Below are 11,967 nucleotides of genomic sequence, written 5' to 3' on the forward strand. Positions count from 1 at the left end.
GTCCAAGCGAGATTCCTGCGCACAAATGCGATTTCGCCCGGAATCTCAAGGGCTGATGGCCACCTTCGGGCATTCGGCGCACCCATCCGCAAGGCGTTGACCTGAATTGCGGCGCGGATGACCACAAAGCAGTCGCGCCTTTCAATGGGGATGCGACGCCCGACAAGCGCCCGTGACGGCATACGTTGTCGTGGCGCTGCCATGACGAACTTGTCCCCAAATGCTTCCTTCAAAGCTGGAGAAAGTGTCACGCCATCGAGCCCCGGGATCGAACACCTAGGTTCCTGGTCGAAGCGTCTCTATCATTTCAAGCAAGATGGCACGTGGAATGGGCTTCGTCAGAACCGGGTGTCGGGTCGCCACCCCATTGCCTTCGATGGCAGCTTCCTGCGGGTAGCCGGAAATGAGAAGCACGGCCATCTTCGGGCGGTCTCGCTCCACTCTTCTGGCCAGTTCCGCCCCTTGAATCGCTCCGGGCATTACCAAATCCGTGATCAGCATGTCATAGCCGCCCTGCCTTTCGAGTTCAGCCCAGGCGGCGTCGCCGGTCGAAACACGCTTGACCGTGTATCCCGCGCGATTGAGATGCTGGACCAGAATGCGGGCAACGGCGTCTTCGTCTTCCGCCAGAAGGATCCTTGCGCCGCCCGTAGGGTACTGCGGTTCCGGCTCGCGCTCTTTTGCCGGGATAGGGCGGGGGTCGCTTGCGGGAAAATACATCCGCACGGTCGTGCCGACGCCCGGTTCGCTGTAGATCCGGCAACTTCCGCCAGACTGGCGACAGAATCCCAGGACCGATGGCAGCCCTAGTCCCGATCCGTCGGTGGCATGCTTCGTCGTGAAAAAGGGTTCGAATGCTCGGTCGACCACCTCGGGCGCCATGCCCGCGCCGGTGTCGGAAACCGAAACCACGACGTAGCGACCCGGTGGCATCGCCTCGTCCGGCCGTTCCTGCAGGTAGTCTTGCGTGATGCGGGTGTTCGAAGCCTCCATGGTCAGCTTCCCGCGCCCATCCATTGCGTCTCGAGAATTCAGTGCAAGGTTCAGCAATGCGTTCTGAAGCCCATTCGGATCAAGTTCGACGGGCCAGAGCCCCGCGGCGGGAATGGTCGCAAGCTCAATGGATTCAGGCAGCACACGCTTCATCATGTTTGCGGCATCGTGCAGCGTGCCGGTAACATCGAGACGCTGCGGCTCGAGGTGCGACTTGAGGCCGACCGCCAGAAGCTGACGGGTCAGGTGCGCACCGCGCAACGTTGCCTTTTCCGCCTCGTCAAGAAGCATCGGGTCGGCCCTGCCGCCCTCTTCCTTCAGAAGTTCGATGTTGCCTAGAACCACGCTCAGGATGTTGTTGAAATCGTGAGCTACACCGCCGACGAGGCGTCCAAGCGCCTCGATCCGCTGCGAACGCGATTGGATACGGTAGGCATCGGCCAATTCGCTTTCCCTGCGGACCAGTGCGCTTTCAAGTGTCCGCTGGGCGGTCGCGCGTGCCCAAAGCAAACGCAAGACCGATGCACCCAGAAGCGCGACAAATGCTGCGGCGATAAAGGGCAGAACCGCATCGAGGGCTCTTGGGGCATAAGAGACGCTGGCGCGGAACGGCATGTCGAAACCGCCGGTCCGGATGACCGGCATTTCCATATGCTCAATCAAGCTCACTGTCAGACCGGTGACTGGTGAATCATCCCCAAGGCGAACCGGCAGGTCGACGCCGGCGATCCCGATTTCAATAAGCATCGTATGCTCGTCGTGTAGGGCAACGTGGTTGGCAAAAAGGTCCGCGGGCGTCATGCCGGCCCCGAGGATGGCTTGGGTGACGCCCATGGGCTCGACCCCTTCGCCGAAAAACACGGGGTACAACATCAGAAAACTGGCTTGGGACAGATCCGCGTCTTGAGACAGCGCTACCGGCCCGGACGTCGTCATGAGCCCCTGTGCCAGCGCGGCGCGCGCGGCCCCGAGGCGTTCCGGGCTCGTGCCCATGTTGTAGCCGAAGACATTCTGGCGACTCTCGGCCGGCTCCACGAGGATGACCGGGAAAAGCGCAGCCGCCACTTCGGCTGGGAATATCGCAAATTCCGGGTAGCCGGCTTGCGCGTACTCTGTGCCCAGAGCGTCGAAGAAATCGTTGACCTGATCGATTGATGCCAAGTCCGGCATGAATGCAAGGGCGCGCTCGGGCGGTCGTTCTATTGTCTCGGTCGCGTCCTCGTAGATTTCGGTGAAATTGTCCGGGGTCAACCTGGTATCCCGTTCCAGCGCGGTTGCCATGCCAGACATCCGTACGGCGAGGGTGGCCAGCGCCAGTTCGAGTTCACTGTAAACCGCCTCTATCTCGACTTCAGCATCTGCACGCCTCTGCTCGAAGACGAACATCGCGGCAATCCCGCCGGCCAGTAGGCTCAAGGTCAGAACGAAAGAAACTTGAAGAAGGCGTTGAGCCACGATTTATCCGTTTTTTTGGCGACCGCCAAAGAAGGCAAGCCTGAACTTGCGCAGTCAAGTGCGGATTCCCAATTGCGATGAGTGCTTGACCGTTCCCCACCATCTACGCAGCGGCATCCAATTCAGATCGAATGGCTGATATGGGCCGATTGTGGCAACAAGGCGGCGTGTGCCGATACATCGTTGCCTTGTGCACCCACGACGAATGGGCGCAATGTCCGTCCTGACCTGCACGGCTCAGGGCCGCATTCGTGATCGGGCTATCGAGGGCGCGGCGGACATGGCGGCGGAGGTTGTCGGCGATCTGAATTCATCAACGCTGCAACTTGCCATAGCGCTCGAAGACCCGGTCAGCGGTCTGGGCGAGGACTGGCGCGACGGGCGTCTGATCGACGCGATGATCCTTGCCCGCCTGTTCCGCCTGAACCAGGCCCGCGCCTGACCTTTCCAGGTGGGCTTCGCTTGTCGATAGGATGTTCTATGATACCTCGGGACAGGATTGCCGGAGGGTGATATGGCAACGGATCTGGACAAGGCCGCGAACCGGGCCGCTGCTATCCGGGCCCGCATGCCGCCGCGCGTGACGCTCGATTGCGCAGAGGATGGCCGGCGCAATATCCAGACAGACGGCTCCTGGGACCGCACCCTGAAGGCGACGTGTTGATTTCCACCCAGAACTGACCCGGGCTTTCCATCGAGATTTGACCCACCTTCAGGTCATGTTTCGGGGGGCAGGCTTTGGTCAAGGCATGGATGTCCTTCTTGGTTTTCCGTGCAGCTGCGGCCGAACTGGCCTTGAAGCGGAAGCTGTCCTTTCCTGTTTCCAGGATGTGGCAGCGGTGGGTCAAGCGGTCGAGCAGCGCGGTTGTCATCTTCGCATCCACTGCCCGGCAGAGCATTGCGTAGCAATGGTCGAGAGGGGCCGAAGACCGTGGCCCATTCGCTGAAGCTCAGGTTCGTGGTGATGACGACGCCGGTGTGTTCGAAGAGCTTGCTCGAGCCGGGTGGAAGGGCAGCGCACCGCCCAAGGCGGAGAACGGCAGGTAAAGGGCAGCGCCGCGCTGCCCGCAGTCCGGTGCACAAGCATCTTCATGCAGCGATCTCCACTTCCGAGATATGGTTGCGGAAGGCCATCTGCTCGCGGAATGGCAGCGCCTCATATGCTGCCAGCGCATACGCCTTGCGCTCTTTGAGCGAGGCAAAGGACGCCCACCATCGCGCATCTTCCATAGGATTGAGGAAAGTCGACAGCGGATAGCCCGCGACGGCCAGGACCGCGTCCGCGACCATCTCCGCCTGTTCCGGGGTATCGAGCGCCCGGAGTGCCGCCCATGCCAACGCGGCGCGTTCTTCAATCGTCAGGCGCACTCTTGCCACGGTCGTGAAACCGGCCCATGCGTCAGCATCGCCGAGGGTCAGAGTGTAGCCGATCACCCGCGCCATCCGCTTGTGTTCGGACTTCATGAAATTTCCGAGGCTGGACCGCTTTTTCGCGTTGGACAAAGCGGGCTTTTCCGCTTTGTTATCAATGAGGGGATTGGTGCCGGTTGGACAACCTATGCTCTTGTTATCGCTGGAAACTGAAACAACCCTACGGATTGCCACACTTCAAACCCTCGGGGACGAGACTGGCTACGCTGCCTCGCCCATGATCCGCGCGAGATCGTCGTTGAGGTCTGCCTGGGCGGCAATCTGTCGCTCGAATTCAAGGATGATCGGCACGAACTTCGCTCTGTCCTCTCTCGCCTGCACGATGCGCACCCTCGCGCGTCGTGCGGCCATCAGCCTTTCCAATGTCACGTTCATCTGCCCCGTCCTTCAAACTGGGTCGGAGGGGAGATCGGTCTGATGATTTCAGCACAGAAATCGGTAAGGTTGAGTCAGCTCGCGCCTTCGTCCAGCGTTGGCTGGGACCGGCTCGAGGTGCTTTGTGGAGCAGTCTCGGGAGAAAAGACCTGCAAAAACGCAAAAAACCCAGCAACGCTGGGCTTTTTTGCTTGATTGTGGTGCCCAGGAGAGGACTCGAACCTCCACGACCGTTAAGTCACTGGTACCTGAAACCAGCGCGTCTACCAATTCCGCCACCTGGGCAGGTGTGCGAGCGGTCGTTTAGGGCCAGACAGAGGGGGTGTCAACGGGATTCCTGCGGCGCGGCCAAATGCGCCTTGTGTGGTGTCGGGCCGACCGGTAGACCGGGCATCGTATCGGAAACGGAGGCCAGCAATGTCCAAGCTCGTGACCATCTTCGGCGGCTCCGGCTTTGTCGGCCGCTATATCACCCAACGCCTGGCGAAAGAGGGCTGGCGCGTCCGCGTCGCGGTGCGCAATCCGAACGAGGCGCTTTTCGTGAAGCCCTACGGCGTCGTCGGCCAGGTGGAGCCGCTGTTCTGCAATATCCGCGACGATGACAGCGTGGCCTCTCTCACGCGCGGGGCCGATGTGGTCGTGAATTGCGTCGGGGTGCTCGACGAGGTGGGCCGGAACACCTTTGCCGCCGTCCAGGCCCAAGGCGCCGAGCGGATCGCGCGGATCGCCGCCGAGCTGGGGGTGGAGCGCATGGTCCACATCTCGGCCATCGGCGCCGACGCGGAGTCAGCCTCCGCCTATGCGCGCACCAAGGCCGCCGGCGAAGAGGGCGTTCTGCGCCACATGCCCGGCGCGATGATCCTGCGGCCTTCGATCATATTCGGGGCCGAGGACGATTTCTTCAACCGCTTCGCCGGGATGATCGGACCCGTCGTGCCGGTCGTCGGGGCCGACACACGGTTTCAGCCGGTCTACGTGGACGACGTGGCCCGCGCCGCCGTGATGGGCGCGATCGGCCAGGCGCCCGGCGGAACCTATGAGCTTGGGGGCCCGGAGGTGCACAGCTTTCGCGCGCTGATGCAGCTGATGCTGAAGGTCATTCACCGTCGCAAGCTGATCGTCGCGCTGCCGTTCTGGGCCGCCAACATTGCGGCGGGCGCTTTCGGTTTGGCCAAGACCCTCAGCCTCGGGCTTGTGCGGCCGCCGATCACCAAAGACCAGATCCGGAACCTGCGCAGCGACAACGTGGTGGCCGAGGACGCGACCGGCTTTGCCGCGCTGGGGATCAAGCCGGAGGGGCTGGACGCGATCCTGCCGGAATACCTCTGGCGGTTCCGGCCGTCGGGGCAGTATGACGAGATCAAGGCCTCGGCCAAGAACCTGCGCGGCCCGCACAGCACCGATTACACCTGAGACGGGGCCGCCGCGGCGGCGTCTAGAAATAGGCGATGCCCAGCAGGATCACGCCCAGCACGCAGCGATAGATCACGTAGGGCGTGAAGCTGACCGACCGCAGCAGGCGCATCATGAGCCACAGCGCCGCCAGCGCCGAAACGAAGGCGAAGGCCGCGGCGATGGCGCCGTCCCGGGCCATCTGCATGTCGCCGGCCTCGATCACGTCGAGCCCCAGCAGCAGGCCCGAGGCCATGATCGTCGGGATCGACATCAGCATCGACAGCCGCGCCCCGCTGGCGCGGTCATAGCCAAGGCGCCGGGCGCCGGTGATCGTGATGCCCGACCGCGAGGTGCCCGGGATCAGCGCGATCACCTGCCACAATCCCATGATCAGCGCATGGCGCATCGTCCAGGTCTCCGCCGCGCGCGTCTCGGGGCCGGTCTGGTCGGCCCAGTAGAGCACGATGCCGAAGATCAGCATGGTCCAGCCGATCACCGCGACCGAGCGCAGCGCCTCGTCCAGCCCGGACATCTTGAGCAGGACGCCCGCGATCACCACCGGCACCGTCGCCACGATCAGGCAGAGCGCGAGGAACGCGCCGGGCGTATCGACCTTGCCGCGTGCCAGCCGGCCGAGGCCCGCCAGTGCCTTGGCCACGTCGGGCCAGAAGAACAGGATCACCGCAAACAGCGTGCCGACATGCACCGCCACGTCGATGGTCAGCCCCTGGTCCGCCATCCCGGTCAGTTGCGGCAGCAGAATCAGGTGGCCGGAGGACGAAATCGGCAGGAACTCGGTGATCCCCTGGATGACGGCGACGAGAAAGAGCTGAAAGACTGGCATGGAAGCCTCTTCGATTCGGTCGCGTCAAACTAACCGTCTGCATCCCAAGCGAAAGCGCAGAGATAGGTCAACATCCGGAACTAAAATCCTGGAAACGCCGGCGGGTGGCATTTGAGTGGAGGGCGAAAATCAACATATAGGTCAGCACTTTTGACTTTTATTCGCGTGCGAACCCTAGTATGCGAAGCTTCCTGATCCATTCGTCGCGAAAGGAGCGGCCGACGTGGCTTCACAGAAGATGCTCAAATTCGTCACCGTCAACCGGGACATGCCGGAAAAGCGGCCTCCTCAGCTTCGCCGCGAGGACTTTGGCGAGATCTACGGCGAGTTCGCCCGTGAGAAGGCAGCCGAGCAATCGGGCCGCTGCTCGCAATGTGGCGTGCCCTATTGCCAGACCCATTGCCCGTTGCACAACAACATCCCCGACTGGCTTCGCCTGACTGCCGAGGGGCGCCTGCAGGAGGCCTACGAGGTCAGCCAGGAGACCAATACCTTCCCCGAGATCTGCGGCCGGATCTGCCCGCAGGATCGCCTGTGCGAAGGCAATTGCGTGATCGAGAAATCGGGCCACGGCACCGTCACCATCGGCGCCGTCGAGAAATACATCACCGACACCGCCTTCGACGAGGGCTGGGTCAAGCCGATCCAGCCGGCGCAGGAGCGCGCCGAGAGCGTCGGCATCATCGGCGCCGGGCCCGGCGGGCTTGCGGCGGCCGACCGGCTGCGCCGCGCCGGCGTGCAGGTCACCGTCTACGACCGTTATGACCGCGGCGGCGGGCTGATGACCTACGGCATCCCCGGCTTCAAGCTGGAAAAAGACATCGTGATGAAGCGCATGGATCAGCTTGAGGCGGGCGGTGTGACGTTCCGGCTGAACTGCAATGTGGGCACCGACATCACCTTCGCCGAGATCCGCGAGGCACATGACGCGGTGATGATCGCCACCGGCGTCTACAAGTCGCGCGACCTGCTGATGCCGGGCGCAGGCGCCGACGGCATCATCCGCGCCATCGACTATCTGACCGCGTCCAACCGCGTCGGCTTCGGCGACACCGTGGCGGAACACGAGTCCGGCGAGCTCAACGCAAGCGGCAAGAAGGTCGTCGTGATCGGTGGCGGCGACACCGCGATGGATTGTGTCCGCACCGCGATCCGCCAGGATGCCGCGTCGGTCAAATGCCTCTACCGCCGCGACCGGGCCAACATGCCCGGCTCGCAGCGCGAGGTGGCCAATGCCGAGGAAGAGGGCGTCGAATTCGTCTGGCTGTCGGCGCCCAAGGGCTTTGCCGCCGCCGAAGGCGATGCGGTCTCGGGGGTCATGGTGCAGAAGATGCGCCTGGGCGCCCCCGACGCGACCGGCCGCCAGATGCCCGAGCTGATCGAGGGGTCCGACTATATCGAGGACGCCGACCTGGTCATCAAGGCGCTGGGCTTCGAGCCCGAGGAGCTGCCGAGGCTCTGGGGTGTCGAGGGGCTGGAGGTGACTCGCTGGGGCACGATCAAGGCAGAGTTCGGCAGCGGCCAGACCAGCCTGCCCGGCGTCTATGCCGTGGGCGACATCGTCCGTGGCGCCAGCCTCGTGGTCTGGGCGATCCGCGACGGGCGCGACAGCGCCGACGCGATTCTGGCCCAGCTGAGCCAGGCCGCGACCGTCGCCGCCGAGTGATGCGACCCCTTCGGGACGCGCCCGGGTGGCGCGTCCCCTCCCCGATCCGGCAGGGTGTATGACAGGATGAAGACAGCATCTTCGAACAGGGGCGCCGTGGCGTTGGCAGTGTCGCTGCTCTGCGCGGGCCCTGCCGTGGCGCAACAGGTCTTTACCCCGCCGCAGGGCTGCACCGGCACGTTGACGGTGCAGTATACCTCTTGCATGGTCACCAATGTCTGGACCTGCGACGACGAGCCCGACGGGATGCAATGGGTCGCCATGTTCGGGCCGGACGGCCCGTCGCAGGTGCGCCAGGTCGATGCCGAATTCCAGTGGCTGGTGACCTATTACTTCAACCCCAGCGGCACCCGCAGGATGCAGACCCCCGCGCCCGACCCCGAAAGCCTGACCGAGCTGTTTGCGACGGGCTATGACACCTACGATTTCACCGTGGTGCCTGAAGGGAGCGCACCCCTGCGCTATGTCGGCTTCGACGAGATCACCGGCGACACCGTGATCGACGGCGAACCGCTGAAGACCACCAGCTTCGGCATGACCGTCTATGACACCGGGGGGAACGCGATCTATTCCCTTTCCGGCAACCAATACGCGTCGGAACGGCACCGGCTGTTCTTCCTGGGCGAGAGCTGGGACCCGTCCGCTCCCGCAGATGTGACCGATTCCGCCCCGATGGAGTTCATCTATCCGGGGGAGGCGGGCTTTTTCTCGCCCAACCCGCTCTATGGCTGTGACATGATGATGTCGTCATACACGCCAAAGGAGTTCCACCAATGATGCGTCTTGTTCTGCCGCTTGCCGTTCTCGCGGGGCCTGCCCTCGCCGATGCCGCCCTGACATTGCCGCCCGGTTGCGAGGCAACCCTTACGGTCCAGGAGAGGGGCTGCAGCGTAAGGGTCGTCATGACGTGCGAAAGCGACGGGCCCGGCGTGCGCCGCGACCTCGTGTTCGAACAGGAAGGCATGACCTTTATGAGCACGACCGACCCCGAGGGGCAGTGGCTGACCAGCAGCTTTCTGGCCTCGGGCGGGTCGGAGGTTCTGGAGGACAGCCCCGCCGACCGGATCAGCATGTCCAACATGCTGGCGACCGGCGAGGACCCATACGATTTCGTCATGCTGTCCGAGGAATACGGCGACACCCGCTACATCGGCAGCGACCGGCTGACCGGCGGGCAGGCAGTGATCGACGGCGTGATCATGCCCTACGGCGAATGGGGCTATGTCGCCTATGACGCCGCGGGCCAGGAGATCTTTCGCAGCGAGGGCGACGAATACGTGGCGACCGGCTGGCGGATCCACCTGACGGGCAAGTCGCGCACGACCTATCCCGACGGCTCGGTCGAACAGCTCGACTACACCCCCGTCGATTTCATCCTGCCCGGAGAGGACGGTTTCCTGTCGCCCGTCCCGCTTTACGGTTGCGAAGAGGCTGCCTCCAGATGATGACACTGCGTTCCCTGACCATTGCCCTTGGCCTTGCAGCCGTGGCCGCGCCCGCCGCGGCACAGGACACCTTCACGCTGCCCGCGGGCTGCGACGCCTACGTCACGATCCAGTCGCGGGGCTGCACCGTCTCGCACCATTTCACCTGCGAGGGCGATCCGCTCGGCCATCAGCGCCGCGTCGACCTCGGCGAGCGCGGCCTTATGTATGTCGGCATGATCGACCGCGAGACCCAGTGGATCGAGAGCTTCCACGTCTCCAGCCAGCACAGCGAGGTGCTGGAGGCCGACCCCGAAGATCCGGCCTCGTTCTCGGAGCTGATGGAGGAGGGCGAGGATACCTACGACTTCCGCACCCTGTCCGACGAGATCGGCCAGACCCGCTATGTCGGCCGCGACGCGCTAACCGGGATGATCGAGACGATCGACGGCGTGACGCTGCAACAGACCGAATTCGCCATCGTCGCCTACGGGCCCGACGGGGCCGAGGAATGGCGCTCGTCCGGCAACGAATACGTGTCGTCCGACTGGCGAATGTTCCTGTCGGGCACCAGCAGCGTCACCACGCCCGACGACGCCTGGGAGACCGACGACAGCCCGGTGGAATTCATTTATCCGGGCGAGCCGGGTTTTCTTTCGGCCAATCCGAAATACGACTGTGGGGCGATGATGTCCAAATATGAGGTGCAGCCATGACGATCCGCCATGCCATTCCCCTTGCTCTGCTCTGCATCGCCGGACCGGCGGCCGCCCAGCAGGCCTGGCAGGCGCCCGAGGGGTGCGAACCGATCCTGACCGTGCAGCAGCGCGGCTGCATGATGTCGAACCATTACGTCTGCGAGGACGACCCGGAAGGCGACCAGTGGCGCGTCGATTTCATCGAGCAAGGCCCAATCTTTGCCAGCCGCATCAACTACGAGACCGAATGGGTCGAAAGCCTGGGCCTGATCACCCGGACCCAGACCCTGCTGGAGGATGACCCGGCCGACCCCGCCTCGTTGACCGAGCTGCTGGAGACCGGGATCGACACCTATGATTTCGTGACCATCACCAACGGCGAGGAGGAATCGCGCTATCGCGGCGCGGACGTTCTGACCGGGGACAGTGTCACCATCGACGACACCGAACTTCTGGTGATGACCTATACGACCGAGGTGGACGATGCCGACGGCCGCTCTCGGCAGGAGGGGATCAACTACGTCAGCGGGGAATTCCGCTTGTTCCTGCCCGGCACCTCGGCCACCCGCAACGAGGACGGCTCGCTCGGCCCCGAGCGGGACAACACCCCGGTGCATATCATCCGCCCCGGAGAGCCCGGGTTCTTCGCGGCCTCGCCGATCTACGATTGCGGGGTGCAGGACATCTCGTTCGAGACGGCCGAATGATGATCCGTGCGCTTGTCCTGGCGGCCGGGGTGGCAACGGGTGCCGTGGCGCAAGACGCCCCCTATGCCGGCCAGGACGGTCGCGCCATCGCGCAACTCGGCGAGGCGGACGTGGCCGCCTTGCTGGCCGGCGAGGGATGGGGCCTCGCCAGACCTGCCGAGCTCAACGGCTTTCCCGGCCCATCCCATGTGCTTGAACTGGCGGACGAATTGGCGCTGAGCGACGATCAGCGCCACGAGATCGAACAGATCTTTCACGAGATGCAGAACGACGCCGCCGCCCTTGGCGCACGCTACGTCGAGACAGAGGCGTGGATCGACGAGCTGTTCGGGGACAAGCAGCCCGATCCCGAAGAGCTGACGTATCTGCTCCGGTCCTCGGGCGAGATGCTGGCGCAATTGCGCGGGATACACCTGATGGCGCATATCCGGACGGCGCCGCTTCTGACCCCGCACCAGCGCATGCAATACGCGTCGCTGCGCGGCTATGGTGCGCCTGACCACGCCGGACACGAGGGGGGCGGCCATTGACCATGGGTACGGGGACCATGCGTACGGGCGGATGTTTGTGCGGCGCGGTCCGTTTCAAAGCGGCCGAGACCGGCAGTTTCGGCGTCTGCCACTGCACCCAGTGCCAGCGCTGGGCGGGTTCGGCGCTGTTTGGCGTGACGGTGCCCGAGGCGGCGATGTCGATCGCCGGTGCCGAAAACATCGGCACCTACCGGTCCTCGGCCTGGGCCTCGCGCAGCTTTTGCAAGACTTGCGGGTCGGCGCTCTGGTATCGGCCGGACATGGGCGTGGACGGCGCCGGCGATTACGAGGTGCCCATCGGCCTGCTGGATGACCCCGGCGGACTGGACCTGCACCGAGAGATTTTCATTGATCGCAAACCGGACAGCTGGACGTTGGTGGGCGACCATCCCCGACTGACCGAAGCGGAAACATTGGCCCTCTACGGGCCGAGCACGGAAGGAGCCTGA

At 64.0% G+C, this 11,967-nt stretch carries 14 protein-coding genes, 1 tRNA gene, 1 pseudogene and 1 other annotated feature (1 of these 17 running past the window's edge); of the genes and pseudogenes, 10 read left to right on the forward strand and 6 right to left on the reverse strand.

Annotation, left to right across the window (positions count from 1 at the left end; translation table 11 throughout):
* Positions 1 to 7 (reverse strand) — a sequence feature (sul1 is cis-regulatory element that is thought to sense ions involved in sulfur or methionine metabolism; They are found in Alphaproteobacteria); it reaches 49 nt to the left of the window's first position.
* A gap of 269 nt (positions 8 to 276) precedes the next feature.
* Positions 277 to 2,448 carry a CHASE domain-containing protein gene (locus tag ROA7023_RS17135; RefSeq protein WP_085880261.1) on the reverse strand — a complete coding sequence of 724 codons (2,172 nt, stop codon included), beginning with the start codon at positions 2,446 to 2,448 and terminating at the stop codon, positions 277 to 279.
* A gap of 214 nt (positions 2,449 to 2,662) precedes the next feature.
* Between ROA7023_RS17135 and ROA7023_RS17140 the strand changes: the two genes are divergently transcribed.
* Both ROA7023_RS17140 and ROA7023_RS24855 read left to right on the forward strand, forming a co-directional pair.
* On the forward strand, positions 2,663 to 2,890 hold the full coding sequence (locus ROA7023_RS17140) for a hypothetical protein (protein WP_085880262.1): 228 nt from the start codon (positions 2,663 to 2,665) through the stop codon (positions 2,888 to 2,890).
* A 72-nt stretch (positions 2,891 to 2,962) separates the two neighbouring features.
* On the forward strand, positions 2,963 to 3,112 hold the full coding sequence (locus ROA7023_RS24855; RefSeq protein ID WP_200812545.1) for a hypothetical protein: 150 nt from the start codon (positions 2,963 to 2,965) through the stop codon (positions 3,110 to 3,112).
* A gap of 94 nt (positions 3,113 to 3,206) precedes the next feature.
* Here the strand turns inward: ROA7023_RS24855 and ROA7023_RS17145 are convergent.
* The 4 genes and pseudogenes from ROA7023_RS17145 to ROA7023_RS17155 all read right to left on the reverse strand — a co-directional run.
* Positions 3,207 to 3,494: pseudogene (locus ROA7023_RS17145) on the reverse strand (ATP-binding protein); the annotation flags it as partial.
* A 43-nt stretch (positions 3,495 to 3,537) separates the two neighbouring features.
* Positions 3,538 to 3,912, reverse strand: coding sequence for a hypothetical protein (locus ROA7023_RS17150; RefSeq protein ID WP_143535612.1), 375 nt, complete (start codon positions 3,910 to 3,912; stop codon positions 3,538 to 3,540).
* 168 nt (positions 3,913 to 4,080) lie between these two features.
* Positions 4,081 to 4,254, reverse strand: coding sequence for a hypothetical protein (locus ROA7023_RS24530; protein ID WP_159458568.1), 174 nt, complete (start codon positions 4,252 to 4,254; stop codon positions 4,081 to 4,083).
* 198 nt (positions 4,255 to 4,452) lie between these two features.
* Positions 4,453 to 4,539: transfer RNA gene (locus tag ROA7023_RS17155), tRNA-Leu, on the reverse strand.
* Positions 4,540 to 4,671: 132 nt separating this feature from the next.
* Between ROA7023_RS17155 and ROA7023_RS17160 the strand changes: the two genes are divergently transcribed.
* A complete protein-coding gene (locus tag ROA7023_RS17160; protein ID WP_085880264.1) occupies positions 4,672 to 5,667 on the forward strand; it encodes a complex I NDUFA9 subunit family protein in 996 nt (331 codons plus the stop codon).
* A 22-nt stretch (positions 5,668 to 5,689) separates the two neighbouring features.
* On the opposite strand, the gene ROA7023_RS17165 is transcribed toward ROA7023_RS17160, so the two are convergent.
* Positions 5,690 to 6,493, reverse strand: a complete 804-nt coding sequence (locus ROA7023_RS17165; RefSeq protein ID WP_085880265.1) for an undecaprenyl-diphosphate phosphatase — start codon at positions 6,491 to 6,493, stop codon at positions 5,690 to 5,692.
* A gap of 223 nt (positions 6,494 to 6,716) precedes the next feature.
* Between ROA7023_RS17165 and ROA7023_RS17170 the strand changes: the two genes are divergently transcribed.
* The 7 genes from ROA7023_RS17170 (at position 6,717) to ROA7023_RS17200 (ending at position 11,967) form a co-directional block, all read left to right on the forward strand.
* The gene (locus ROA7023_RS17170; protein WP_085880266.1) at positions 6,717 to 8,159 is read left to right on the forward strand and encodes an NAD(P)-dependent oxidoreductase; all 1,443 of its coding nucleotides are present in this window, start codon (positions 6,717 to 6,719) and stop codon (positions 8,157 to 8,159) included.
* A 66-nt stretch (positions 8,160 to 8,225) separates the two neighbouring features.
* Complete coding sequence (locus tag ROA7023_RS17175) at positions 8,226 to 8,936, forward strand: hypothetical protein (protein ID WP_085880267.1); 711 nt, start codon at positions 8,226 to 8,228, stop codon at positions 8,934 to 8,936.
* The gene (locus ROA7023_RS17180) at positions 8,933 to 9,604 is read left to right on the forward strand and encodes a hypothetical protein (protein WP_085880268.1); all 672 of its coding nucleotides are present in this window, start codon (positions 8,933 to 8,935) and stop codon (positions 9,602 to 9,604) included. Before ROA7023_RS17175 ends, ROA7023_RS17180 begins: the two co-directional genes overlap by 4 nt.
* Entirely contained in the window at positions 9,604 to 10,299 is a 696-nt protein-coding gene (locus ROA7023_RS17185) for a hypothetical protein (RefSeq protein ID WP_200812544.1), read from the forward strand. The genes ROA7023_RS17180 and ROA7023_RS17185 overlap by 1 nt, the downstream gene beginning before the upstream one ends.
* Positions 10,296 to 10,988 carry a hypothetical protein gene (locus tag ROA7023_RS17190; RefSeq protein ID WP_085880270.1) on the forward strand — a complete coding sequence of 231 codons (693 nt, stop codon included), beginning with the start codon at positions 10,296 to 10,298 and terminating at the stop codon, positions 10,986 to 10,988. Before ROA7023_RS17185 ends, ROA7023_RS17190 begins: the two co-directional genes overlap by 4 nt.
* Positions 10,988 to 11,518, forward strand: a complete 531-nt coding sequence (locus tag ROA7023_RS17195; protein ID WP_085880284.1) for a hypothetical protein — start codon at positions 10,988 to 10,990, stop codon at positions 11,516 to 11,518. Before ROA7023_RS17190 ends, ROA7023_RS17195 begins: the two co-directional genes overlap by 1 nt.
* A gap of 2 nt (positions 11,519 to 11,520) precedes the next feature.
* The gene (locus ROA7023_RS17200; RefSeq protein ID WP_234992286.1) at positions 11,521 to 11,967 is read left to right on the forward strand and encodes a GFA family protein; all 447 of its coding nucleotides are present in this window, start codon (positions 11,521 to 11,523) and stop codon (positions 11,965 to 11,967) included.

The sequence above is a fragment of the Roseisalinus antarcticus genome (assembly GCF_900172355.1).
GTDB lineage: Bacteria > Pseudomonadota > Alphaproteobacteria > Rhodobacterales > Rhodobacteraceae > Oceanicola > Oceanicola antarcticus_A.